This window comes from Streptomyces sp. SAI-127, assembly GCF_029894425.1.
Classification (GTDB): Bacteria; Actinomycetota; Actinomycetes; order Streptomycetales; family Streptomycetaceae; genus Streptomyces.
On record NZ_JARXYJ010000001.1, the window covers coordinates 7951961 to 7977266 of the forward strand.

General features: G+C 69.0%; 20 protein-coding genes. 16 read left to right on the forward strand and 4 right to left on the reverse strand.

Translation table 11 applies throughout. From position 1 onward, the window contains the following. The first annotated feature begins 71 nt into the window (after positions 1-71). From M2157_RS36535 to M2157_RS36605, 15 genes are all read left to right on the forward strand, one after another. Positions 72-1007 carry a sugar ABC transporter permease gene (locus tag M2157_RS36535; protein ID WP_280856800.1) on the forward strand — a complete coding sequence of 312 codons (936 nt, stop codon included), beginning with the start codon at positions 72-74 and terminating at the stop codon, positions 1005-1007. Continuing rightward, the gene (locus M2157_RS36540) at positions 1004-1900 is read left to right on the forward strand and encodes a carbohydrate ABC transporter permease (protein ID WP_280856799.1); all 897 of its coding nucleotides are present in this window, start codon (positions 1004-1006) and stop codon (positions 1898-1900) included. Before M2157_RS36535 ends, M2157_RS36540 begins: the two co-directional genes overlap by 4 nt. Positions 1901-2403: 503 nt before the next feature. Beyond that, positions 2404-3687 (forward strand): pectate lyase, encoded by a 1284-nt coding sequence (locus M2157_RS36545; RefSeq protein WP_280856798.1) that lies wholly within the window; start codon positions 2404-2406, stop codon positions 3685-3687. Beyond that, on the forward strand, positions 3684-4838 hold the full coding sequence (locus M2157_RS36550) for a Gfo/Idh/MocA family oxidoreductase (protein WP_280856797.1): 1155 nt from the start codon (positions 3684-3686) through the stop codon (positions 4836-4838). Before M2157_RS36545 ends, M2157_RS36550 begins: the two co-directional genes overlap by 4 nt. Next, positions 4835-5680, forward strand: coding sequence for a PmoA family protein (locus M2157_RS36555; protein WP_280867346.1), 846 nt, complete (start codon positions 4835-4837; stop codon positions 5678-5680). The genes M2157_RS36550 and M2157_RS36555 overlap by 4 nt, the downstream gene beginning before the upstream one ends. After that, positions 5677-7176: a glycoside hydrolase 43 family protein gene (locus M2157_RS36560; RefSeq protein WP_280867347.1), complete on the forward strand. Its 1500-nt coding sequence runs from the start codon at positions 5677-5679 to the stop codon at positions 7174-7176. The genes M2157_RS36555 and M2157_RS36560 overlap by 4 nt, the downstream gene beginning before the upstream one ends. A gap of 33 nt (positions 7177-7209) precedes the next feature. Further along, positions 7210-9183 carry a pectinesterase family protein gene (locus M2157_RS36565; protein ID WP_280856795.1) on the forward strand — a complete coding sequence of 658 codons (1974 nt, stop codon included), beginning with the start codon at positions 7210-7212 and terminating at the stop codon, positions 9181-9183. A gap of 73 nt (positions 9184-9256) precedes the next feature. Beyond that, positions 9257-10600 (forward strand): sugar ABC transporter substrate-binding protein, encoded by a 1344-nt coding sequence (locus M2157_RS36570; RefSeq protein WP_280856794.1) that lies wholly within the window; start codon positions 9257-9259, stop codon positions 10598-10600. 115 nt (positions 10601-10715) lie between these two features. Next, positions 10716-11510 (forward strand): rhamnogalacturonan acetylesterase, encoded by a 795-nt coding sequence (locus tag M2157_RS36575; protein ID WP_280856793.1) that lies wholly within the window; start codon positions 10716-10718, stop codon positions 11508-11510. 35 nt (positions 11511-11545) lie between these two features. Further along, entirely contained in the window at positions 11546-12865 is a 1320-nt protein-coding gene (locus tag M2157_RS36580; protein WP_280867348.1) for a pectate lyase, read from the forward strand. Positions 12866-12974: 109 nt separating this feature from the next. Next, complete coding sequence (locus M2157_RS36585; RefSeq protein ID WP_280867349.1) at positions 12975-14102, forward strand: pectinesterase family protein; 1128 nt, start codon at positions 12975-12977, stop codon at positions 14100-14102. 1 nt (position 14103) lies between these two features. Next, positions 14104-15132 carry a pectinesterase family protein gene (locus tag M2157_RS36590; RefSeq protein WP_280867350.1) on the forward strand — a complete coding sequence of 343 codons (1029 nt, stop codon included), beginning with the start codon at positions 14104-14106 and terminating at the stop codon, positions 15130-15132. Beyond that, positions 15119-16270: a dienelactone hydrolase family protein gene (locus M2157_RS36595; RefSeq protein WP_280867351.1), complete on the forward strand. Its 1152-nt coding sequence runs from the start codon at positions 15119-15121 to the stop codon at positions 16268-16270. The genes M2157_RS36590 and M2157_RS36595 overlap by 14 nt, the downstream gene beginning before the upstream one ends. Before the next feature lie 56 nt (positions 16271-16326). Further along, on the forward strand, positions 16327-17439 hold the full coding sequence (locus tag M2157_RS36600; RefSeq protein WP_280856788.1) for a chondroitinase-B domain-containing protein: 1113 nt from the start codon (positions 16327-16329) through the stop codon (positions 17437-17439). An 89-nt stretch (positions 17440-17528) separates the two neighbouring features. Then, on the forward strand, positions 17529-18326 hold the full coding sequence (locus M2157_RS36605; protein WP_280867352.1) for an HAD family acid phosphatase: 798 nt from the start codon (positions 17529-17531) through the stop codon (positions 18324-18326). On the opposite strand, the gene M2157_RS36610 is transcribed toward M2157_RS36605, so the two are convergent. Further along, a complete protein-coding gene (locus tag M2157_RS36610) occupies positions 18323-20521 on the reverse strand; it encodes a family 43 glycosylhydrolase (RefSeq protein WP_280867353.1) in 2199 nt (732 codons plus the stop codon). The genes M2157_RS36605 and M2157_RS36610 overlap by 4 nt on opposite strands. Positions 20522-20729: 208 nt before the next feature. Between M2157_RS36610 and M2157_RS36615 the strand changes: the two genes are divergently transcribed. Further along, positions 20730-21884: a right-handed parallel beta-helix repeat-containing protein gene (locus M2157_RS36615; RefSeq protein ID WP_280856785.1), complete on the forward strand. Its 1155-nt coding sequence runs from the start codon at positions 20730-20732 to the stop codon at positions 21882-21884. A 99-nt stretch (positions 21885-21983) separates the two neighbouring features. Here the strand turns inward: M2157_RS36615 and M2157_RS36620 are convergent, their stop codons facing one another. The 3 genes from M2157_RS36620 to M2157_RS36630 form a co-directional block, all read right to left on the reverse strand. Then, positions 21984-23684, reverse strand: coding sequence for a rhamnogalacturonan lyase B N-terminal domain-containing protein (locus M2157_RS36620; protein ID WP_280867354.1), 1701 nt, complete (start codon positions 23682-23684; stop codon positions 21984-21986). Between the two features lie 100 nt (positions 23685-23784). Beyond that, on the reverse strand, positions 23785-24636 hold the full coding sequence (locus M2157_RS36625) for a hypothetical protein (RefSeq protein ID WP_280867355.1): 852 nt from the start codon (positions 24634-24636) through the stop codon (positions 23785-23787). After that, positions 24633-25199, reverse strand: coding sequence for a SigE family RNA polymerase sigma factor (locus M2157_RS36630; protein ID WP_280856782.1), 567 nt, complete (start codon positions 25197-25199; stop codon positions 24633-24635). The genes M2157_RS36625 and M2157_RS36630 overlap by 4 nt, the downstream gene beginning before the upstream one ends. Positions 25200-25306 lie beyond the last annotated feature (107 nt).

The window sequence follows — 25306 nt, forward strand, 5'->3', positions numbered from 1 at the left end:
TGCAGAGAGAAAGCGCTTCCCGCACGACAACGCACGTCGCACGTCCGACGTTCTGAGAACGGAGAACAGTCATGGCCCAAGCCGCAGCCGTGGCGAAACCGCCGGCGCCACCCCGGCGGCGCCGTGTCTCCGCCACGCCACGCAGGTTGCCGTACCTGCTGATCGCGCCGGCGGCCCTGCTGATGCTGGGCTTCATCGCCTACCCGGTCATCAGCGTCTTCTACTACAGCCTGCAGAACTACAACCCCACCAAGCCGTGGCGGAACGGGTACGCGGGCTTCGACAACTTCGTCCAGATCTTCACCAAGGACCCGATCTTCTGGGACACGCTGACCTTCAGCGCCAAGTGGGTCTTCGTCGAGGTCGGACTCCAGTTGCTGTTCGGCCTGGCGCTCGCTCTGATCGTCAACCAGACCTTCGTGGGCCGGGGCCTGGGGCGCGCGATGGTCTTCTCACCATGGGCCGTCTCCGGAGTGCTGACCTCCGCGATCTGGGTGCTGCTCTACAACTCCCAGACGGGCATCACCCGTTACCTCGCCGACATGGGCATCGGCTCCTACGGCACCAGCTGGCTCTCGGACACCTCCACCGTCTTCTCGGCGGCGGTCGTCGCCGACCTGTGGCGCGGTGTGCCCTTCTTCGCGATCCTGATCCTCGCCGACCTCCAGTCCGTCTCGAAGGACCTGTACGAGGCCGCCGAGGTCGACGGGGCCAGCCGCTTCAAGCAGTTCTGGCACATCACGCTGCCGCATCTGAAGGACGCGATCATCCTGTCCACGCTGCTGCGCGCGGTGTGGGAGTTCAACAACGTCGACCTGCTCTACACGTTGACCGGCGGCGGCCCGGCGGGCGAGACCACCACCTTGCCCCTCTACATCGCCAACACCTCGGTCGACGCCCACAACTTCGGCTACGCGTCCGCCCTGACCACGGTCGCGTTCGTGATCCTGCTCTTCTGCTCGATGGTCTATCTGCGGCTGAGCAAGTTCGGAGGCGGTTCCAAGTGATCACCAAGGAGGCCACGGAGGTCGCACCCGCGCCCGTGCGCGAGACACCCGAACCGCCGCGCTCGGTGAAGCACCGCCGTTCCTGGGACGAGGTCCCGCGCTGGCAGATCTACACACCGCTGTCGATCTACCTCGTCTTCACGCTCATCCCGTTCTACTGGATCCTGCTCTTCGCGCTGCGCCCGGCCGGCTCGACCTCGCTCGTGCCCTGGCCGATCACCTTCGACCACTTCGAGAAGGTGTGGACGGAGCGGGCCTTCGGTACGTACTTCGAGAACAGCGTGTACGTCGGCCTCGCCACCCTGGTGATGACGACACTCGTCGCCCTGGCCGGCGGATACGCCCTCGCCCGGTTCGACTTCAAGGTCAAGAACGCGTTCATGCTGGCCCTGCTGTGCTCCCAGTTCGTGCCGGGTGCGCTGCTCCTGGTGCCGCTGTTCGAGATCTTCGCCGAGCTGAAGATGATCAACTCGCTGGGCAGTGTCATCATCGCCGAGACGGTGTTCCAGCTGCCGCTGTCGATGATCCTGATCAGCAACTTCATCAAGAACGTGCCGTACTCCCTCGAGGAGGCGGCCTGGGTCGACGGCTGCAACAGGATGACGGCCTTCCGGATCGTCGTCCTGCCGCTCCTTCGCCCCGGCTTGATCGCCGTCGGATCCTTCGCCTTCGTGCACTCCTGGAACCACTTCCTGTTCGCCCTGATGTTCCTCAACAACCAGGACAAGCAGACGATCCCGGTCGGCCTCAACACCCTGATGAGCGCGGACAGCGTCGACCTCGGCGCGCTGGCCGCCGGCGGCATCATCGCGGCCGTACCCGTGGTGATCGTGTTCGCCTTCATCCAGAAGTGGCTGATCACGGGCTTCAGCGCGGGGGCGGTGAAGGGATGAGACTCCGTCGGATCGCGGTGGGGGGCGTGGTGCTGGGCCTGATGGGAGTCGTCGTCCGGGCCGAGGGCCGTGCCGTCGGCCGGGTTCTCCTCGGTGTGAGTGACGTCGGGGTGTCCGAGGCGGTTGGTCGCGGTCGGGCCGGGGTGGCCGCGGGTGTGTGGCTGCGGTCGGTGTGTGGTTCTGGCAGGGGGGTGAGGGCATGAGGGTGCGTCGTATCGCGGTTGCCGCGGGCGTGGTGGGGTGGTGCCTGCCCGCCGGGGCCGGGGGGTGTGCCGTTGGTCGTGGTGGGGCCGGGGTGGCCGCGGGTGTGTGGCTGCGGTCGGTGTGTGGTTCTGGCAGGGGGGTGAGGGCATGAGGGTGCGTCGTATCGCGGTCACCGCGGGCGTGGTGGGGCGGTGCCTGCCCGCCGGGGCCGGGGGGTGTGCCGTTGGTCGCGGTCGGGCCGGGGTGGCCGCGGGTGTGTGGCTGCGGTCGGTCGGTGGTTCTGGCAGGGGGGTGAGGGCATGAGGTTCCGTCATATCGCGGTCGCCGCAGGCATGGTGGGTCTCCTCTGCCTCCCCGCCCACGCCGACGGCCGCGACATCAGCCGGGACACCCTGCCTGCGAACGACGGCTGGGCTTCCGAGGGAGAAGGCACCACCGGAGGCTCCGCCGCCGACGCGGCGCACGTCCACACTGTCACCGACCGGGCCGGACTGGTCCGTGCTCTCGACGGCGGCAGCGCCACGCCGAAGATCATCAGGATCGCCGGGACCGTCGACGCCAACACCGACGACGACGGCGACCACCTGGACTGCGCCGACTACGCCACCGACGGCTACCGGCTGAAGAAGTACCTCGCCGCCTACGACCCCCGCACCTGGGGCGCCGCCAAGCCGAGCGGACCGCAGGAGGAGGCCCGCCAGGCGTCCGCGAAGAAGCAGGCCGAGCGGGTCGAGCTGCTCGTCGGGTCCAACACGACGATCGTCGGCCTCAAGGGAGCGGTCCTGAAAGGCGGCAGCCTGCAGGTCAGGAACGCCACCAACGTCATCATCCGCAACCTCGACCTCCGCGACGCCTACGACTGCTTCCCCGTCTGGCAGCCCAACACCGGCGGCCTCGGCGACTGGAAGACGGCGTACGACAACATCTGGCTGGCCGGCTCCACGCATGTGTGGGTCGACCACGTGACCCTGAGCGACAAGGGCCACCTGGACGCCGACGAGCCCACCTACTTCGCCCGCAACTACCTCCGCCACGACGGCCTGCTGGACATCACCAACGGCTCGGACCTGGTCACCGTCTCCTGGAGCCGGTTCGCCGACCACGACAAGGCGATGCTCATCGGCAACAGCGACTCGGCCACCGGCGACCGCGGCAGACTCCGGGTCACCCTGCACCACAACCAGTTCGAGTCCGTCGTACAGCGCGCGCCCCGTGTCCGCTTCGGACAGGTGCACCTCTACAACAACCGGTACGTCGTGCCGGGCGACGACTACCGCTACTCCCTCGGCATCTCCACCGAGTCCGCCGTCCACGCCGAGAACAACGCCTTCCACACCCCCGGCCACATCGAGGCGGCCGACCTCGTCAAGAGCTGGAACGGCAGCGCGCTGCACCAGACCGGCACCCTCTTCAACGGCTATCCGGTGGATCTGCTCGCCATCCACAACGCCTACAACTCGGGCAGCGAGCGTGACCTCACGGCGGACGTCGGCTGGACGCCTACCCTGCACACAAAGATCGACAGTGCCGAGGCGGCCGACCGAGAGGTGGCCCGCGGCGCGGGCGCAGGGAGGATCCCATGAGCACCGTAGACATCGTCCTGGCGGGCGCGCGCGGCCACGGCCGCTGGCACCTGGAGAACATCCGCCGGCTGCAGGACAAGGGGATCGTACGACTGGCGGGGATCTGCGAGCTGACCCCGCTGACCGGCGACGAGCTCCCCGAGGGCCTGGGGACGCCCGAGCAGTCCGCCGACTTCGGCGCGCTCCTCGACTCGACCGGCGCCCGGATCGCGGTGATCTGCACGCCGATCCCGACCCACACGGACCTGGCGCTCGCGGCGGCCTCCCGAGGAGTGCACATCCTCCTGGAGAAGCCCCCCGCCCCCTCGTACGCCGAGTTCCGCCGCATGGCCGACGGAGTCGCCGCGGCCGGTGTCGCCTGCCAGATCGGCTTCCAGTCGCTGGGCTCGCACGCCGTGCCCGCGATCCGAGAGCTGGTCGAGGAGGGAGCGATCGGCGCGGTGACCGGGATCGGCGGGGCCGGTGCCTGGGCGCGTGCCGAGGCGTACTACCGGCGTGCGCCCTGGGCGGGCAAGCGGCGGATGAACGGCGTCGACGTGATCGACGGAGCACTGACCAACCCGCTCGCGCACGCCGTCGCCACCGCCCTCGCCCTGGGCGACGCGAGCCGCGCCGAGGACGTCACCCGCATCGAGACCGAGCTGCAGCGCGCGAACGACATCGAGTCCGACGACACCTCCTGCGTCCGCGTCACCACCGCGAACGGCCTCCAGGTGACCGTCGCCGTGACCCTGTGCGCGGAGGACCCCGACGAGCCGTACGTCGTCGTGCACGGCGACCGCGGCCGGATCACCTACTGGTACAAGCAGGACCGCGTGCTGCTCCAGCGGGCCGGCCACGGCCCCGAGGAGTACGAGTACGGCCGCACCGACCTGCTGGAGAACCTGGTCGACCACGTCACCGACGGCGACGACCTGCTGGTCGTCCCGGACGCGACCGGTGCCTTCATGAAGGTCGTCGAAGCCATTCGGCTGGCACCCGACCCGGCCCCGCTCCCGGCGACGGCCTGGCACCTGCTCCCCGACGAGGACCGCCGGGTCGTCCCGGGCATCGACGGACTCGTCGCGGCCGCCGCCGACAGCCTCGCCCTGTACTCCGAGCTGGGTGCCGACTGGGCCCGGCCACACGTCGCGAACGAGGTGAGCACATGACGACCCCCGATTCCCCGGTCCTGCGTGTCGCGGGCCGCCCGGTCGGCCGCTACGTCACCCGGCCCGAGCTGCCCGCCCGGCTCTCCCCGCGCCCCTACCTGCACCCCGTCACCACCCTGGCCGGCACGGCTGTCACCGAACTCAGCCCCGCCGACCACATCCACCACCTCGGCGTCGGTGTCGCCGTTCCCGACGTCGAGGGGCACAACTTCTGGGGCGGGCGCACCTACGTCCGCGACCAGGGCCCGACCGAGCTCGACAACCACGGCGCCCAGCGCCACAACTCCTTCCAGCTCCGCGACCCGGACGGCTTCGTGGAGGAGCTGCGCTGGGTCGCCTCCGGAACCGAGCTGCTGCGCGAGCGCCGTACCGTCGCGGCCACCGAACTGACGGGTGCGGCCTGGGCGTTGGACTTCACCTTCTCCCTCACCAACGTCACCTCGGACCCCCTGTCGATCGGCAGCCCCGCGACCAACGGCCGCCCGGGCGCGGCCTACGGCGGGTTCTTCTGGCGGGCCCGCAAGGAGGAGGACGCGCCGGACGTCTTCACCGTGGACCGGGAGGGCGAGGACGCGATCCACGGCACCCGCGCCGACTGGGTCGCCCTCACCGGCGCCACCTGGACGCTCGTCTTCGCCGGGGCCACCGACCGGACCCGCCGCGACCCGTGGTTCGTGCGCGCCGGCGAATACCCGGGCGTGGGCTCCTCGTTGGCGTCCGAGGAGCGGCTGGCCGTGCCGCCCGGCGAGACCGTCGTACGCCGGATCGTCACCGTCGTGGCCGACGGGCGTCTGCCCCGGCTCGAAGTGGCGGCCCTGGTACGGAAGGCGGTCAGCCAGTGACGTACACGAATCCGATCCTGAACGCCGACTGGTCCGACCCGGACGTTCTCCGCGTCGGCGACGACTTCTACCTCACCGCCTCCAGCTTCGGCCGGGTTCCCGGTCTGCCGCTGCTGCACTCCCGCGATCTGGTCAACTGGACGCTGATCGGCCATGCCCTCCCACGCCTGGAACCTGCGGGGGAGTTCACAAAACCCCGGCACGACTGCGGGGTCTGGGCCCCCTCGCTGCGCCACCACGACGAACGGTTCTGGATCTTCTGGGGCGACCCGGACCAGGGCATCTTCCAGATCAACGCCCCTGAGATCAGGGGCCCTTGGACCCGCCCGCACCTCGTCAAGTCGGGCAAGGGCCTGATCGACCCCTGCCCCCTGTGGGACGAGGAGACCGGCGAGGCCTACCTGGTGCACGCCTGGGCCAAGTCCCGCTCCGGCGTCAAGAACCGTCTCACCGGACACCGCATGGACCTCGACGGCCGTGAACTCCTCGACGAGGGCAAGGTGATCGTCGACGGCGACCGGATCCCCGGCTGGTTCACCCTCGAGGGCCCCAAGCTCTACCGGCACGACGGCTGGTTCTGGATTCTCGCCCCCACGGGGGGAGTCGAGACCGGCTGGCAGGGTGCCTTCCGCTCGCGCGGGTTCTTCGGCCCGTACGAGGAGAGGGTCGTCCTGGAGCAGCGGGACACCGACGTCAACGGGCCCCACCAGGGCGGCTGGGTGCGCACCCCGTCCGGCCAGGACTGGTTCCTGCACTTCCAGCAGAAGGGCGCATACGGCCGGGTCGTCCACCTCCAGCCGATGCGCTGGGGAGACGACGGCTGGCCGGTGCTCGGCGACGACGGCGCCCCCGTCGCCGTACACGAGAAGCCCGACCTGCCGCCGCAGCCGGACGCGGCGCCCGCCACCGACGACGACTTCCCCGGCGGACGCTTCGGCCGCCAGTGGCAGTGGACCGCGAACCCGCAGCCCGGCTGGGCCACCCACCACTCGGGCGACGGACTACGGCTCACCTGCGTCCGTTCGGCCGACGCGCACGACCTGCGCAAAATGCCGAACGTCCTCACCCAGCGGCTGCCCGGCACACCCTCGGCGGTCGAGGTGGAACTGCACCTGCACAGCGAGGAGCCGGGGGCACGCGCCGGACTCGCCGTCCTGGGTGATGCCTTCAGCTGGATCGGGCTCCAGCGCGGGGCCGACGGGAGCGTCCATCTCGTGCACCGGTTCGCCGAGGGCGTCGCCGAGCAGGAGCGGGACGCCGACCATCCGCGGCTGTCACCCACGGGACGGGCACGGTTGCGGATCGAGATCGGCGCGGGGGCGCGCTGCCGGTTCTTCTTTGACGTCGGCGACGGCCTGCGCCCCAGCGGGCCCGTCTTCGCCGCCACCCCCTGGCGCTGGGTCGGGGCGCTGCTCGGACTGTTCGCCCTCGCGCCCGTCGGAGGAGGACACGCCGGGGCGGCAACCTTCTCGCACTTCAGGATCGACCACCTGTAACGCATCTGACCCGTAAGCCTGTTGGGAGCCGCAATGACGCAGCACCTTCATAGCAAGCGCTTGCAGAGACCGGGATACGGCACGGTCCTGGCCGCTGTCCTCGGCCTCGTGGCCGCGCTGAGCCTCGGGGCGATCGGGCAGGCCAAGGCTGCCGAGAAGACTCCGGTCGACCGCTGGAGCGACCGGGCCCACGGCTTCGCCTCCCTCGCCGGCGGTACCACCGGAGGAGCCGGCGGCAAGGTCGTCACCGTCACCGACCAGGCCGCGCTGGCTACCTACGCGGCGGCCGAGGAGCCGTACGTCATACGGGTCTCGGGCGCGATAGCCGTCGAGCCCTTCGGCTCGGACATCGTCGTGGCCTCGAACAAGACGATCATCGGCGTCGGCGACACCGGCGAGATCGTCCACGGCGAGCTCCATCTCAACCCCGGCACGCACAACGTGATCATCCGCAACCTGACGATCCGGGACTCGTACGTCGAGGGTGACTGGGACGGCAAGACCACCGACTTCGACGCGATCCAGATGGACACCGTCGACCATGTCTGGATCGACCACAACCGCTTCGAGCACATGGGCGACGGGCTGCTCGACATCCGCAAGGACAGCCGGTACATCACCGTCTCCTACAACCAGTTCACGAACCACAACAAGGCGTTCGGGATCGGCTGGACCACCAATGTCCTCACCGAGATGACGATCGACCACAACTGGTTCCGCGGCACGAAGCAGCGCAACCCCTCGGCGGACAACCTCGCCTACGCCCACCTGTACAACAACTACCTGTCCTCGCAGGTCGCCGACGGCGACCCGGTGTGGACGTACGGGAACTGGGCGCGCGGCAAGACCAGGATGGTCATCGAGAACAGTTACTACGACGGGGTCCAGCATCCCTACCAGGCCGACGCCACCGCCGAGTTGGTGCAGCGCGGGTCGATCCTGAGGAACACGACCGGGCGAACGGACGCGTGGGGTACGGCATTCGATCCGCGGTCCTTCTACGACTACCGGCTGGACCCGGCCGCCGCCGTGCCTTCGCTGGTGGCGAGGTTCTCCGGACCGCAGAAGCGGATCGGGGTGACCCTGCACGTCCCCGGTGACTACCCGACCGTGCAGGCCGCGGTGGACGCCGTGCCCGACGGCAACGCCGTGCCGGTGACGATCGCCGTCGCGCCGGGTACCTACCGTGCCAAGGTGTACATCCCGGCGAGCAAGCCCAGGATTGTGCTCCAGGGGACTGGACACGACCGGTCCGACACCGTCATCGTCTACGACACCCCCGCCGAGTACGGAGGTTCGACGGGCAGCGCGACAGTCCGGATCGCCGCGAACGACGTCACCGCCCGCCACCTCACCTTCAGCAACGACTTCGACGAGGCCGCGGTCGAGCTGAAGGGCGAGCAGGCCCTCGCGATGAAGACGACCGGTGACCGGATCGTCTTCGAGGACACCGCCTTCCTGGGCAACCAGGACACCCTGATGACCGACAGCCCCAAGCTGGACGTGATCAGCCGGGTCTACATCCACGACTCGTACATCGAGGGCGATGTCGACTTCGTCTACGGCCGGGCGACCACGGTGATCGAGCGGTCCGTGATCCGGGCGCTGAGCCGGGGCTCGGACACCAACAACGGCTACATCACGGCCGCTTCGACCTGGACGGGCAACCCGTACGGGTTCCTGATCACCCGGTCGAAGGTCGTGAGCGACGCGCCGGACCAGTCCTTCCATCTGGGACGGCCGTGGCATCCGGGCGGTGAACCCGCCGCCGTGGCCCAGGTGCTGATCCGCGACACCGAGCTGCCGGCCGCCGTGAAGTCCTCGCCGTGGACCGACATGAGCGGGTTCTCGTGGAAGGACGCGCGGTTCGCCGAATACCGCAACTCCGGACCGGGCGCCGCCCCGAGCGCGGACCGGCCGCAGCTCGATGCCGCCGACGCGAGGACCTACACCGTCGCGAACTACCTCAAGGGCACGGACGGCTGGGCGCCGTACGCCCGCCACTGACCTCCGGGCGCCACCGACTTCCCCCCACAGCTTCATATCTCCGCTGGAATCAGAAGAAGAAGAGAGCCGATCAATGAAGATCAGTATCCGCAGAAGCAGGCGCGCTGCCATAGCCGTCGCCCTCGGGTCCGTCCTGGCGCTGACCGCCACCGCCTGCGGTGACGACGGCAGCGGGTCCGGCGGTGACAAGGGAGACGAGGGCAGCGGCAAGGGCAAGATCGTCTTCTGGGACAACAACGGCGGTGTGCGCACCGACATCTGGAAGGAGATCATCGCCGACTTCCAGAAGGCGAACCCGGACATCAAGGTCGAGTACGTCGGCATCGCGTCCACCGAGTACCAGTCCAAGGTCGACACCGCCATCCAGGGCGGCGGCCTGCCGGACGTCGGCGGTGTCGGCGCGGCCATGCTCGCCGGCTTCTCCGCGCAGAACGCGCTGGAGCCGCTGGACAGCCGGCTCTCCAAGTCCTCCCTGAACGGCAAGCTCAACGAGGACATGGTCGGCGTGCTGAAGGCGGCGGGGGGCGGGGACGGGACGCTGTACTCGATCCCGACCTCCGCCAACAACGGCGTGCTGTACTACCGGACCGACCTGTTCAAGAAGGCGGGTCTCGACGAGCCGACCACCTGGGACAAGTTCTACGCGGCCGCGGACAAGCTCACCGACGCCAAGAAGAACGAGTTCGGCTACACCATCCGCGGTGGCGCCGGGTCCATCGCGCAGGCCCTGGACGCGATGTACGGGCAGAGCGGGATCACCTCGTTCTGGAACGGCGACAAGACCACGGTCAACGACCCGAAGAACGTGGCTGCGCTGGAGAAGTACGCGGCGCTGTACAAGAAGGTCACTCCGGCGGCCGACCTCAACAACGACTTCACCAAGATGGTCGCCCAGTGGGACTCCGGCACCATCGGGATGCTGAACCACAACCTGGGTTCGTACCAGGACCACGTGAAGGCTCTCGGGGTCGACAAGTTCCGGGGCGTTCCGCAGCCGATCGGCACCTCCGGCAAGCGGGTGCAGGTGTCCAACCCCGTCGACGGGCTCGGGGTGTTCAAGAGCTCGAAGAACAAGGACGCGGCCTGGAAGTTCATCGAGTTCGCGACGTCGGCCGCGGAGAACTCCAAGTTCAACCAGAACGCCGGGCAGGTGCCGTCGAACAACGACGCCGCCAAGGACGCCTGGATCTCGAAGGCGGAGCCCACGAAGCTGGCCGCCGCCGCGCTGACCGACGGGTCCACGACCATCGTTCAGCTGCCGTACTACCTGCCCGACTGGAACACGATCTCCAAGGCGGACAACGAGCCGAACTTCCAGAAGGTGCTGCTGGGTGACATGAGTGCGAAGGACTTCCTGGACACCATGGCCGACCAGCTGAACAAGGCTCAGACCGAGTGGAAGGAACAGAACGGCTGACGGCTCGCGAGTTCGCTGTGCGGCCGGCCGCGGTTCGTCGTGGCCGGTCGCGCCCCGCGGCGGAGCCGCATATCGATAGAGCCCCGCGCCCCTCAGGGAAGAGAGGCTGCCCAAGTTGTCACTCACACGCAGACAGGTCACCGTGGCGGCGATCGCCGCCGTGCCCGTCGCTTTCAGCGCAACCGGTACTGCTCAAGCCAAGGAACAGCGCACCCTCTACATCGCCGGTGACTCCACCGCCGCCCAGAAATACGCCGACGCCGCGCCCGAGACCGGGTGGGGCATGGCGCTCCCCTTCTTTCTGCACAAGGATCGGCGTGTCGCCAATCACGCGGTGAACGGGCGGAGTTCGAAGTCCTTCGTCGACGAGGGACGGCTCGATGTCATTCTCGGCGCCATTCAGCCGGGCGACTTCCTGCTGATCCAGTTCGCGCACAACGACGAGAAGACCGCGGACCCCGCCCGTTACACGGAACCCTGGACCACGTACCAGGACTATCTGCGCCTGTACATCGACGGGGCCCGCGCCCGTGGTGCCCGGCCCGTGCTGGCCACCTCGGTCGAGCGCCGGAAGTTCGACACCTCCGGCAACGCCGTGCCGACCCACGGCGACTATCCGGCGGCGATGCGGGCGCTCGCCACCGAGGAGGGTGTCGCGCTGCTCGACATCCAGGCGCTGTCGCTCGCGCTGTGGCAGAAGCTCGGTGTCGAGGAGACCAAGAAGTACTTCAACTGGACCGACACCGAGCAGGACAACACGCATTTCAACCCGCCCGGTGCCATTGCCATAGCGCGACTGGTCGCCCGTGAGCTGCTGCGGCACCGCGTGCTGGCGCCCCGGGACGTGCGCCGGCTCGACGCCGAGATCCCGGAGTCCTGGATCACCTGGCCGTCGTCGGCCACCGCCTGACCACTCCTTCTTCGTTGCCGAAAGAGAGCCGCACAATGAACGCACAAACATGGCATGGGCATGTCATTACAAAGGCGATGGCCGTGGCAGGTTGTGCCGCCCTGGTCCTCGCGGTCACCGGCCCCACCGCTCAGGCCAAGGGCCAAGACGTCGCCCGCGAGACCCTCGCCACCGGCGACGGCTGGGCCTCCGACGGCACCGGCACCACCGGAGGCGCGGCCGCCGACGCCGCCCACGTCCACACCGTCACCGACTGGGCCGGCTTCAAGGCCGCCCTCGCCGCCGGTGGCAGCGCCCCGAAGATCATCAAGGTGAAGGGGACGATCGACGCCGTCTCCGAGGGCTGCGACTCCCTCGCCGCGCCCGGGTACGACTTCGACGCCTACCTGGCGAAGTACTCGCCCGAGGCCTGGGGCCTGGACACCGACCTGAGCGCCGAGCCCGCCGACAGCCCCGAGGGGCTGCGCCGCGTCTCCGCCGCCAACCAGGACCAGACCATCAAGGCGAACGTGCCCGCCAACACCACGATCGTCGGGATCGGGAAGAACGCCGGGTTCAAGGGCGCGAGCCTGCAGATCAAGGCCGTCGACAACGTCATCGTCCGTAACCTCACCTTCGAGAGCCCGATCGACTGCTTCCCGCAGTGGGACCCGACCGACGGTGCCAAGGGCAACTGGAACTCCGAGTACGACACCGCCGTCGTCTACGGGGCCACCCATGTGTGGCTGGACCACAACACCTTCACCGACGGCAGTCACCCCGACAGTGCCGCGCCGACCCACTTCGGCATGCTCTACCAGCAGCACGACGGCGAGCTGGACATCGTCCGCGGCGCGAACTACGTCACCGCCTCCTGGAACGTCTTCACCGAGCACGACAAGACGATCCTGATCGGCAACAGCGACAGCGAGTCCACGGCGGCGGGGGACCGGGGCAAGCTCAAGGTCACCTTCCACCACAACCTGTTCTCCGACCTCGTCGAGCGCGCGCCCCGCGTCCGCTTCGGCCAGGTCGACTCCTACAACAACCACTTCGTGGCGAACGACGACTACGCCTACAGCTTCGGCATCGGCAAGGAGTCCCAACTCGTCGCCGAGCACAACGCGTTCACGCTTCCGGCGGGGATCAGCGCGGCCAAGGTGCTCAAGCGGTGGAACGTCTCACCGCTGACCGCCGCCGACAACTACGTCAACGGCAGGCTCACCGACCTGATCGCCGTCCACAACGCCGAGATCCCCGCCGAGACCCTGCAGTCCGGCGCGGGCTGGACACCCACCCTGCGCACGAAGGTCGACCCGGCCAAGAAGGTGCCCGGGATCGTCGACCGCGGCGCGGGCGCCGGGCGCGTCTGCTGACACGCCCCCCTGACCGGCCGGGGCGGAATCCAGCGGCCGCCCCGGCCACCCACCTCACCCCTCACGCGAGGCACCCCACCCCTGAGCCGCATGTCCAAGGAGCACCCGCATGCCCTCGCACGACACCCGACTCCCCCTGTCCAGAAGGGGATTCCTGCTCGCGAGCACCGGAGCGGCGGCCGCGCTCGCCCTCGCGCCGGCCCCCGCGCAGGCCGGCGCCCGGCGCCCGTTCGGCCGCTTCGGATCACCGGCCGCCCGGCTCACCCCGCAGACCCTCTACATCGACCCGAAGGGCCGCGGCGACCACACCACCGTCAAGGACGCCGTCACCGCCGCCACCGGCAGCGGCTGGACCCTGGTCCTGGCACCCGGCACCTACCGGGAGACCGTCGCCGTCGACGTCACCCGCACCGAGGCGACCTGGATCGGCGCCTCCGAGGACCCCCGCGACGTCGTGATCGTGTACGACAACGCGGCCGGCACCCCCAAGCCCGGCGGCGGCACCTACGGCACCACCGGGTCGGCCACCACGACCGTGCAGGCCGACGGCTTCACCGCCCGCTGGATCACCTTCGCCAACGACTGGCTGCGCGCCGACCACCCCGGCGTCACCGGCACCCAGGCCGTCGCCATCAAGGTCCAGGGCGACCGCTCCGCCTTCCACCACTGCCGCTTCCTCGGCCACCAGGACACCCTCTACGCCGACTCGATCGCCCTCACCTCCTTCGCCCGCCAGTACTTCGCGCACTGCTATGCCGAAGGAGACGTCGACTTCGTCTTCGGGCGGGCCACGGCCGTCTACGAGCACTGCCACTTCCGGACCCTGAACCGGACCGACCTGGCGGCGGCGCCGTACGGCTTCGTCTTCGCGCCCTCCACGGCGGGTGCCAACCCGCGCGGCTACCTCGTCACCAGGAGCCGCGTCAGCAGCGAGGCGCCGGACGCCTTCTACAAGCTGGCCCGCCCGTGGGTGCCGAGCTCCGACACCACCGCCCGGCCCTCGCTGGTGGTGCGGGACACCTGGCTGGGCCCCGGTATCGACGCGGCCGCCCCCTACACCAACATGTCGGACGCCTTCCCCTGGCAGAACCAGCGCTTCGCCGAGTACCGCGACACCGGCCCCGGCGCCAGGATCACCGTCCCGGAGAGCCGGCCCCAACTCACCGCCGAGCAAGCCGAATCGGCCACCCGGGAGGCCTACCTCGGTGACTGGAAGCCGTGGCGGGAGGAGTGCTGACATGCGGCGACGAGCACTGATCAGCGCCGGTGTCGGCCTCGTCGTGGCGGTGGCCGCCCCGGCCCGCGCGGGAACGCGCCGCGTCCTCCACGTCCGCCCCGGCGATTCCGTCCAGGCGGCCGTCGACGCGGTCACCGGCCCCGGCTGGACGATCGTCGTGCACCCGGGCACCTACCGCGAGGTCGTCAACATCCCGGCGGGCAAAGCGGAGTTGACTGTACGCGGCGCCGTCCGCGACCCCCACGCCGCCGTCATCATCTACGACAACGCCAACGGCACCCAGAAGCCCGACGGTTCGGGCACCTACGGCACCGCGGGCTCCGCCACCTTCTCCTCCGCGGCCCCCGGCCTCACCGTCCGCGACCTCACCCTCGCCAACGACTGGCTGCGCGCCGACCACCCCGACATCACCGGCACCCAGGCGGTCGCCGCCTACACCTACGGCGACCGCACCCACTTCGAGAACGTCCGCCTCCTGGCCCACCAGGACACCCTCTTCGTCGAGACCACCGCGCTCACCGCCTTCGACCGGCAGTACTTCCGCCGCTGCTACATCGAGGGCGACGTCGACTTCGTCTTCGGCCGGGCCACCGCCGTCTTCGAGGAGTGCCACTTCCACACACTCCAGCGGGACGTCGGCTTCACCCCCAAGGGCATGGTCTTCGCCCCCTCCACCGCCCGCGCCAACCCCTACGGCGTCCTCGCCGTCCGCTCCCGCATCACCTCGGGGGCAGAAGACGCGGCGTACAAGCTGGCACGGCCCTGGGTGCCGTCGTACGAGACGACCGCCTGGCCGTCCCTCGTGGTGCGGAACAGCCGGATCGGGCCCGGGATCGACCCGGTCGCGCCCTACACCAACATGCGCGAGGCCTATCCCTGGCAGGCCATGCGTTTTCGGGAGTACGCCAACTCCGGCCCCGGCGCGGTGATCTCCGTCCCCGGGAACCGGCCCCAGCTGGCCGCCGAAGAGGCCGCCATGCACACCCGGCGGACGTATCTCGGGGACTGGAGGCCCTATGAGCGCCGGTGACCCGGTGGGCCGACGGGCGTTCGTGGTGGGCGCCGGAGCGGCCATGCTGGCCGGGGGAGCGGTGAGCCCCGCTGAAGCCGGGGTCGTGGACGGTCCGCTGCCCGACTTCCACCCGGCGCTCAAGGCCGAGCTGGACTTCCCGCTGGCCTGGGGGACTTCGCCGGTCCGCGATTTCCGCGCCTGGCGGCGGGCGGCCCGCGCCAAGGTCGAGGAGCACCTCCTCGTCGACCGCGAGGACGGGACGCCGTACGACGCCGAATACGTCCGGGGCCCACAGGGCGACGGCTACACGCGGGAGTTGGTGACCCTCTCCCTCACCCGTCACGAACGCGTCCGCGCCGCACTGCTCACCCCGCACGGTCCCGGGCCGTTCCCCGCCGTGCTGCTTCTCCACGATCACGGGGCGAAGTTCGACATCGGCAAGGAGAAACTGGTCCGGCCCTGGTACGACGACGCCCGGCTCGCCTCCGCGCAGACCTGGGCGGACAAGTACTTCAGCGGCCGGTTCGTCGGCGACGAGCTGGCCCGGCGCGGCTATGTCGTCCTGTGCGCGGACGCGCTCGGCTGGGGCGACCGCGGACCGATCGCCTACGAACAGCAGCAGGCCCTGGCAAGCAACTTCTACAACCTCGGCTCCTCCCTCGCCGGACTCATGGCCCGGGAGGACGCCCGGGCCGCGCGGTTCCTGGCGGGGCTGGGACGGGTGCGCGAGGTCGCCGCCGTGGGCTTCTCCATGGGCGCCTACCGCGCCTGGCAGACCGCCGCGCTCACCGAGGCCGTCGCCGCCACCGCCGCCGTCTGCTGGATGACCGGCCTCAAGGAAATGATGGTGCCCGGCAACAACACCCTGCGCGGGCAGTCCAGTTACTACATGCTCCACCCGGGGCTGCCCCGGTTCCTCGACTTCCCCGACGTGGCGAGCATCGCCGCCCCCAGGCCGATGCTCTTCTTCAACGGCGGGCTCGACCCGCTGTTCCCCGCCGACGGCGTACAGGTCGCGTACGACAAGCTGCGCGCCGTCTGGCACTCCCGCCACGCCGAGGAGCGGTTGCACCTGAAGACCTGGCCCGACCTCGGCCATGTCTTCGTCGACCGCATGCAGGACGAGGTCTTCGGCTGGCTCGACGCCGTCCTGTAACCCCGTCCCCGAAAAGGCACGACCCCCCGAAAGCACGGCGAAAGGACCCGCACTCCATGTCTCGTCGTACCGCTCTCATCGCCACGGCTGCCCTCGCCCTCGGCTCCGGCATCGCCGTTCTCCCCACCCAGGCCCAGGCTGCGACGGTCGTCGTCAGCAACTCGACCGACCTGTCCAACGCCATCAAGAACGCCACCGCCGGCACCGTCATCCAGGTCCGAGGCGGCACCTACTACCCGACGGCCACCCTCCAGTCCACGGCCAACGGCAGCTCCTCCGCGCCGGTCACCCTCACCGCGTACGGCTCGGAGACCGTGAAGATCGACGGCTCGTCGCTCCCCGACGGCGACTGGATCTTCAAACTGACCGCCGACTACTGGAACGTCTCCAACATCACCTTCCAGAACTCCCCGGACAGCGCGGTCGTCTGCCAGTCCTGCACCGGGACGGTCTGGAACAACATCAAGACCATCAACGGCGGCGACTCCGGCTTCACGCTCACCGGCGACGGGACCGTCAACAACACGGTCAAGAACATCGACTCCTACGGCAACTACGACGCCGCGAACCACGGCGAGAACGCCGACGGCATCGCCGTGAAGTTCGGCTCCGGCACCGGCAACCTCATCACCGGCGCCCGCCTCTACAACAACTCGGACGACGGTCTGGACTTCTGGTCCTTCTCCTCGCCCGTCACCGTCGAACACACCTGGTCCATGGGCAACGGCGCCAACCGCTGGTCCGACTCCGCCTTCGCGGGCGACGGCAACGGCTACAAGCTGGGCGGCGACGGCGAGGTCGTCGCGCACGTCATCAACAACTCCGCCGCCTGGGGCAACGCCGGCAACGGATTCACCGAGAACTCCAACACCGGCGCCATCGTCATCAACCGCACCACCGCCTACGCCAACAGCAAGTGGGGCTACTACTTCGCCACCGGCTCCGCCAAGCTCGGCAAGAACCTCGCGGTGAGCAACGGCGGCGGCTCGGTCAACAAGGGCTCCAAGGTCACCTCGTCAGGCAACAACTGGGACAGCGGGATCAGCACCCCGGCCTTCAAGTCGACGGACGCCTCGACGACGTACAACGCCCGCAGTTCCAGCGGCACCCTGCCCGCCACCACGTTCCTGACGACGGGCAGCACCACCATCGGCGCGACCATGAACTGACGTCTGAAAACCCCGGCTCGGGGCGCTTGACCCGTTTTTTACCGGGCGGGTCTCGCGCCCACCGGGGTGACGCGCGTAGAACCTCTGTCATGCATAAGTCACTGCGTATCGCAGCCGTCGCCACCACCTGTGCGGTCGCCGGCGTCGCCCTGTACGGCGCCGGCGCGGCCACCGCCGGCCAGTCCACGGCGAACTCCACGCACGAGCCCTACAACATCGGGCTCCTGGTCAAGGACATCGACACCTACTACGGCACCGCGGCCGACGCGAACGGTGTCTACCAGGCGTCCCCCACCAGCCCGTACGCCAAGGACCTCGCCTCCCTCGACAAGGCGGCCCGGAAGTACATCGACCAGGCCGCCCGCAAGGCGCACCACAAGGGCGAGAAGCCCGCCGTCGTCTTCGACATCGACGACACGCTGCTGCTCAGCCTCGACTACGAGAAGCGCTACAACTACACGTACAACGCGACCACGTGGGCCGACTACGTGAACCGGGCCGACCGCCCGGCTGTCTTCGGCAGCCCCGAGCTCGTGCAGTACGCCGAGAAGAAGGGCGTCGAGGTCTTCTACAACTCGGGCCTCAGCGAGGCGCAGCGCTCGGCCGCGGTCGAGAACCTGAAGAAGATCGGCGCCGATGTGAACCTCGACGCCGACCACGTGTTCCTCAAGGACAAGGCGAACCCGCCGTCCTACCTGAGCGCCTGCGCCACGCCGGGCACCTGGACCTGCACCACCGTGCAGTACAAGTCCGGCACCCGCGCGCACATCGAGAAGGACCTCGGGTACGAGATCATCGCCAACTTCGGCGACCAGTACTCCGACCTCGAGGGCGGCTACGCCGACAAGACGTACAAGCTCCCGAACCCGACGTACTTCGTGAGCTAGTTCTTCACCGGCCGGATCCCCTCGAGGGTCGGCACCACGGGCTTGATCGTGCCGTCCGCCGCGAACTCCAGCCGGTCGACGGTGGTTTCGCGGTGCATACCGTCGCCGCCGGGCTTCCCCGGCCCGTTCAGGGCGAACCGGTGATAGACGATGTACCAGTCGTCGGTGCCGGGGACGTTCACCACGGAGTGGTGGCCGGTGGCGAGGATGCCGTACTCGGGACGCTTGGACAGGATCGTCCCCTTCTTGGTCCACGGGCCGAGCGGGGACGGTCCCGTCGCATAGGCGACGTGGTAGTTCTCGCTGCGGGTGTCGTCCTCGGACCACATGAAGTAGTACGTGCCGTTCCGCTTGATCACGAAGGAACCCTCGCGGAAGTTGTCCGGGGTGATGTCCTTCACCGCGGCGGCGTCATAGGACGTCATGTCGTCGTTCAGCGCGACGACATAGCCGTGCCCGTTGCCCCAGTAGAGGTACGACGTTCCGTCGTCGTCCGTGAAGACGGCCGGGTCGATCATCTGGCCCTGCAGCGAGCCGCCCTTCGCCACCAGCGGCTTGCCCAGCGCGTCCTTGAAGGGACCGGCGGGGGAGTCCGCCACCGCCACGCCGATCTGCTGCTCGGCGCAGAAGTAGAAGTAGTACTTGCCGTTCTTCTCCGCGATGGCCGGCGCCCATGCGTACTTGTCGGCCCACGACACGTCCGCACCGAGGTCGAGGATGACCCCGTGGTCCTTCCAGTGGACCAGGTCCTTCGACGAGTACGCCTTGAACCGCGTCCCGCTCCAGCCGTTGAAGCCGTCGGTGGTCGGGTAGATCCAGTACTCGCCGTTCAGATAGTGCACGTCGGGGTCGGCGTTGAGGCCGGGGAGGACGGGGCTGCCGGTCGGCACGGCCTCGACGGTCCATCTGCGGGCCGTGCCGTCCGCCGCCGTAACGGTGTACGTCAGCGGTGTGCGGAAGTCACGCCGGGTGCCGGATCGGGGAGTGACCGTGGCTCCCGCACCGACCGCCAACTCCGGTGCGAGACGGACGAGATCGGTGCCCGGCCGCATCGGCAGCACGACCTTCGACGCGGCCTCCGTGACGATCGCGTACCCCTTCTGACCCTTGGCCGTCGCGTCCACCACAGAGGCGGGCGTCGACGGATACGCGGCCAGCAGCCGGTCGTACTCCTGCTGCGTCACCGGAAGTACCGTGCCGTGCCGGGGACTCGCGGGCAGTTGGTAGTTCGTGGACGGGGTCCACTGGCCCGAGTCGAGGTCGGTGGTCTCGAAGGGGACGTACCCGCGACCGCCGTACTCGTCGATGAACAGGTACCACTTCTTCTCGGTGTTCGACTTGAACACCGTCGGGCCCTCACCGCGGTCCATCGCACCGCTGCCGATGCAGTCCGCGACCAGGTCGTACTTGGCCGAGGTCAGACTCGTCGACTTCTCGCCGGTGATGAACTTGGCACAGGGCGAGCTGGAGGTGGGGTCCCGCTCGTCCTTGGTGTAGCGGTAGTAGGTGTCCTTGTACTTCACGACCGTCGAGTCGATCACCGAGTAGCCGGGGTCGTCCCAGACCTTGGGCGCGCTGAAGGTGCGGAAGTCCTTCGTGGTCGCGTACAGCATCTTGTTGTACGTCGATCCCGTGTGCTCGGGGTCGTCGTCGGCGTACAGCTTCGACGCCCAGAAGACGACGTACTCACCGAGGCTGTCGTCCCAATAGGCCTCCGGCGCCCAGGTGTTGCCCGCGTTGTCCGGGGCGACCTTCACCAGGCGCTGGTCGGTCCAGTGGACCAGGTCGGTGGACTCCCAGATCATGACCGACTTGCTGCCGTGCCGCTGGACGTCGTCCCAACTGCCGCTGCTGTTCTTGTACATGCGCAGGTCGGTCGCGATCAGAAAGAACTTGTCGCCCTTGGGGGAGCGGATCACGAAGGGGTCGCGCAGGCCCTTCTCGCCGATCGTCGACGTCAGCACCGGCTTGCCCTGGTTCAGCTCGCGCCAGTGCAGGGGGTCGTTGCCGCGGCTGAGGGCGTAGCGGATCTGCTCGCCGTCGGCGGTGCCCTCGCCGGTGAAGTAGGCGAAGAGATAGCCGGCGTACTTGGGGTGGCTCACGGGTGGTGCTCCTGAGTGGGCGGAACCGGGCGGTGCGGTGAGAAGGGCCAGCAGTAGCGAGAGACAGGCGACGAGGAGGATACGAGGGCGCATGTCGCTCCTGTGAGTGTGGGGGTGTGGGGGTTTCTGTTGGGGGCTGTGCGCGCCTTCGGAGTGTTACCAGTGGGAAACAGCACGTCAATCGATGAGTGCGCGAGGAGAAGCAGCGAAAGTTTCGGTTGTTTTCGTCGAGGCGCGGCAACTTCGTCGGCCCTGGTGGCGACTTCAGGGCGTCCCCATTGCCGAGGAAAGGAACGCCCCCGTGCGTCACAGCACCGGACGCCACCGCCGGACCCGCACGCTCTCCATCGCCGCGGCGGTCGCCGTCGCCGCGGGCGCGGGCGGCGTCCATCTCGGCCTGTCGGGTGGCGGGGCGGAGGCCGCGTCGACGACGGTCACCGTGTCCGGCACGGCTCAGCTGGAAGCGGCTGTGAAGAACGCCACCGCGGGTACGGTCATTCAGGTCCGCGCCGGTACGTACACTCCGTCGGCCACCCTCAAGTCCACGGCCGACGGCACGAGTTCGGCACGGATCACCTTGCGGGCGTACGGCAGCGAGAAGGTGCGGATCGACGGGTCCAGGCTGCCCGCGGGGGCCTGGCTGGCCGGGATATACGGCGACTACTGGACCGTCCAGAACCTCACCTTCCAGAACTCCCCGGCCCAGGGCTTCGTCGTGACCTCCTCCGTCGGCGGCATCTTCAAGAACCTCGTCACCGCGAACAACGGGGACTCCGGGTTCACCCTGCGCGGAGACGGGACCAGCGACAACCTCGTGCAGAACCTGGACAGTCACGGCAACTACGACCCGTCCGGGCACGGGCAGAACGCCGACGGGATCGCCGTGAAGTTCGGGTCCGGCACCGGCAACCGGATCACGGGCGCGCGCCTCTACGACAACTCCGACGACGGGCTCGACCTGTGGCAGTTCTCCTCGCCGGTCACCGTCGAGCACAGCTGGGCCTTCGGGAACGGCAGGAACCGGTGGGGGGACAGCGCCTTCGAGGGCAACGGCAACGGCTTCAAGCTGGGCGGCGGGGGCGTCACGGTGGCGCACATCGTCAACAACAACGCGGCCTGGGGCAACACGCTGAACGGGTTCACCGAGAACTCCAACACCGGGGCGATCGTGCTGAACCGCAACACGGCGTACTCCAACGCCGAGGCCGGGTTCTACTTCGCCGCGGGCAGGGCCCGGTTGGCGCGGAATCTGGCGGTGGGCAACAAGGGCGGGTCGGCGAAGCGGAGTTCGTCCACGGTGTCCGCGGCGAACAACTGGGACAGCGGGGTACCGACCCCGGCATTCAGGTCGACGGATGCCACCACGGCACACGGCACCCGCGAGCCGGGCGGTTCGCTGCCCTCGACGGCCTTCCTGACCACCGGCTCCACCAGCATCGGCACCACGATGAACTGAGCGGAGAACGACGAAACGCCCCGCCTGTCGTCACAGGCGGGGCGTTCCTCGTGCCGGCCCGAGGGGGGCTCCAGCCGGCAGCTGCTGGCCGAGGGGGGCTCAGGCCAGCAGGTCCATGCAGTCGAACGACGTGCCCGCGCTGAGATAGGCACTGCCGCCCGAGCCGCTCACGATGTCGAGCTTCAGGACGTTGTACTGCGTGGGGTCCGTCTTCCAGGCACTACTAGGGACGTTGAAGATGAACGAATGGTTGTTCCCCCGGTACGAACCCGTGGTGAGGGAGCGCGTGCCGGGCTGCGTGGGGGCCGTGGGAATGGCCGAAACCCAGTCGTTGACGCTGACGCGGGGACGGCCGCCCGCGAAGGCGTCGGTCACCCCGACCCGCAGCGTGTGCGCGGCGGCCGCCTGGGCCCTGGTCAGCTTGAAGTAGATCAGGATGCCGTTGTTGACGTCCTTCCACATGTACGCCGGGAAGGACGCCGCCTCGCCCCCGCCGCCGATCGTGACGTTGCCGGTCCACTTGGCCGCGCGGCCGTCGGAGGGATGGGCGTACGTCATCAGCTCGGCGTTCTTGAACTCGCCGGGCGTACCGTCCCAGTCGCCGAGCCGCCAGACGGCCTTCGCGGTGGACGGATCGCCGGTGATCGTGAGGCTGTGCAGGGAGGTCACCGCGCCCGCCGTGACCTTCACCGACCCGGTGTGCACGGCGAGTTCGCCCTTGTGGACGGTCATGGTGTACGTCCCCGGCAGCATCTCCTTGCAGGAGAAGGCGCCGGTTCCGGCCGCGGCCTTCGCCCAGTACTGGGCGTCCGCGTTGGCGAAGCCCACCGTGTACGGGTACGCGGCGTCCATGCCCTTCAGGCCGACCCCGGCCACCTTGCCCCGGCCTGCCGCGCCGACCCAGCCGGTGATGCCGAGACCGTCGACCCAGCCGGTGTCGAGTCTGTCGTGGAAGAGCGCGGACGACGGAGCGCCACCGTCGGTGAAGGAGAGGACATACGGACCCTGGAGGCCGAAACGTTCCGCCTCGGTCTGCGCCTCGTTGTAGTGCAGGATCTCGTAGAGCCCGGCGCCCTTGTCGTTCGAGTGCCGCAGGAGCGAGCGGTAGAAGGGACCGCCGGAGGCCTTCTCGTGGTTGGAGCGCACCAGCCAGAGACCCACCGAGCCGGTGGTGAAGCCGACGTGGTCGTAGTCGATGGTCCGCTTGCCCGAGTAGTGCTTGGAGTGGGTCGTGCCGTCGGCACGCTTCCAGACGTCACCGGCCTCGATGATCTTGTCCGAGGTCTCGATCCAGCTGTCCGGGCCCGTGTTGGGGAACATCCCGGGCTTGAGGCGGACGATGTAGCGGGTCGCGGTGAAGGAGGCGTCCTTCTTGTCCGTCCAGAGGTAGACGTTGTTCTGGCCGCTGCGGGCCGCGTACCACTGGGTGATCGCGCCGTGCACGACCTTGATCAGGACGACCGGTCCGGACCGCCTGACGGTGACCGTGGAAGCGCCGAGCCCCGACTCGACATGCGAGTTCTTGCCGCCGTAGCCCTGGTACTCCTTGCCTTTGTAGACCAGGGACGTCAGGTCGCCGGTCGTCTTCGAGACCTTGAAGACCAGGGAGGATCCGGTGTCGACGACGTAGTTCCTGCCGTCGTCCGAGTAGCCGAAGGCCGCCGCGGAGGCGGCGGAGAGGAGGCCGGTGCCTCCCGCGACGGCGGCACCGGTGGCGGCCACGCCGAGCGCCGAGGCGCCGAGTACCCGCCGGCGGGTGAGAGGTCTCTTGTGCGTGCTCAAGGGGAGGTGCTCCGTCATCAGGGGGACCGTGCACCCATTAAGTGGCCGCTGATGAGGAATCGGTTGCCGCGCCGGCGGAGGTTTTTGGTAAGACTCCGGCAAGAGACCTGCAAGAGGCCTAGGAGTCCCCTTCGTCCGAGCTGTCGTCCTGGGCCGCGAAGCCGCCCTTCACGGCGAGGTCCCCGGACTTCGCGGTCGCCGTCGCGGTGTAGCCGTCGCCCCGCGCGTCCCGGCCGCCGCGCTCGTGGTTGTACTGCCCGGCGAACACCCACTCGCCCTTGGGGACCGTACGGCCGTCCTTGAGCACCCAGGTGTAGACGAGGAAGCCGTCCTTCTCGGTGACCGTCAGCGTGAAGTCGCCCTCGGGCAGCGAGCGCCAGGCGCCGGTGTTGGTGACACCGCCGGTCTGTTCGATCCTCAACTCGACTGTGAGCGCGGTCAGTTGCTCGGAGGTCTTGAAGGTCACATCGCTCTGCGCCCAGAACTCGTTGCTGTGCGGGTCCACCGAGCCGTCCGACCACAGCGGGCCGTCCTCGACGCCGGAGGCCTGCACCTCGGTGGAGGCGCTCGGCGTGCGCGAGGGCATACCGCTCGGCTTCTCGGCCTCCTGCCTGGGGGTGGTGCTCGGCGTCGGATCCGCCGGCGGGGCGGGCGGCCGGCTGGTCGCGTCGGGCGACGGAGTGGGCGTGCCCGTGGCCGCGACCGACGTCTGCGCGGGTGTCTCGTCCTTGACCGCGGACGCCACCGCGTAACCGCCGAGGCCCAGCACACAGGCGACCGCGGCCGTGGCGCTCACCACCCGCACCCAGCCGTAGACCGGTGGCCGCGTCGCCCGGTGGTCGGGGCGGGTCTGTTCCGACATGCCGCGCTCGATCCGGGCGAGGATCTGCTCACGGTTCGGCTCATGCGCCTCGGCCGCGTCCTGCAGCCGGGCGCGCAGTTCGCCGTGCACGTCCCGCCGCATGGTCATCGGTCCCTTCCTCCGGCGTCACCGGTGCGCGCCATCGCGGCGTGCACCTTCAGCGGAGCGTTCTGAGGGCCGAGCATCCGCTGCAACTCGGCCATCCCCTTCGAGGTCTGGCTCTTAACCGTACCGACCGACACACCCAGGGCCAGCGCGGTGTCCTTCTCCGAGAGATCGAACGCGTGCCGCAGCACGACACATGCCCGCTTGCGGAACGGCAGCCTGCGCAGCGCCTCCTGGACGTCGACCACGCCCGCCACGTCGGGGTTCTCGACCTTCTCCTCGCGCTGGGACCAGAACAGGGCGATGCGCCGGCGCTCCCGGACCGCGCTGCGGATGCGGGTGCGGGCCAGATTGGCGACCACTCCGCGCGCGTACGCCGCCGGATGGTCGGCCGCGCGCACCCGGTCCCAGCGGTGCCACAGCGCCAGCAGGGCGTCCGCGGCCAGATCGTCGGCGGCGTCCGACTCGCCGGTCAACAGATGGGCCAGGCGGGACAGTTCGGCGTAGTGGCGTTCGAAGAAGGCGTGGAACTCCACGGAGGCGGCGTCGTCGACGACTGTGCCCACGGGCTCCCTCTCCTTTGCGTGTCATGTGAATGACATGTGATCGTCCGGGGGTGGCCGGGCGGAGATCCGGAAGCGTAGCAGTGATCCAGTAAGGGTTTTCGTACGGT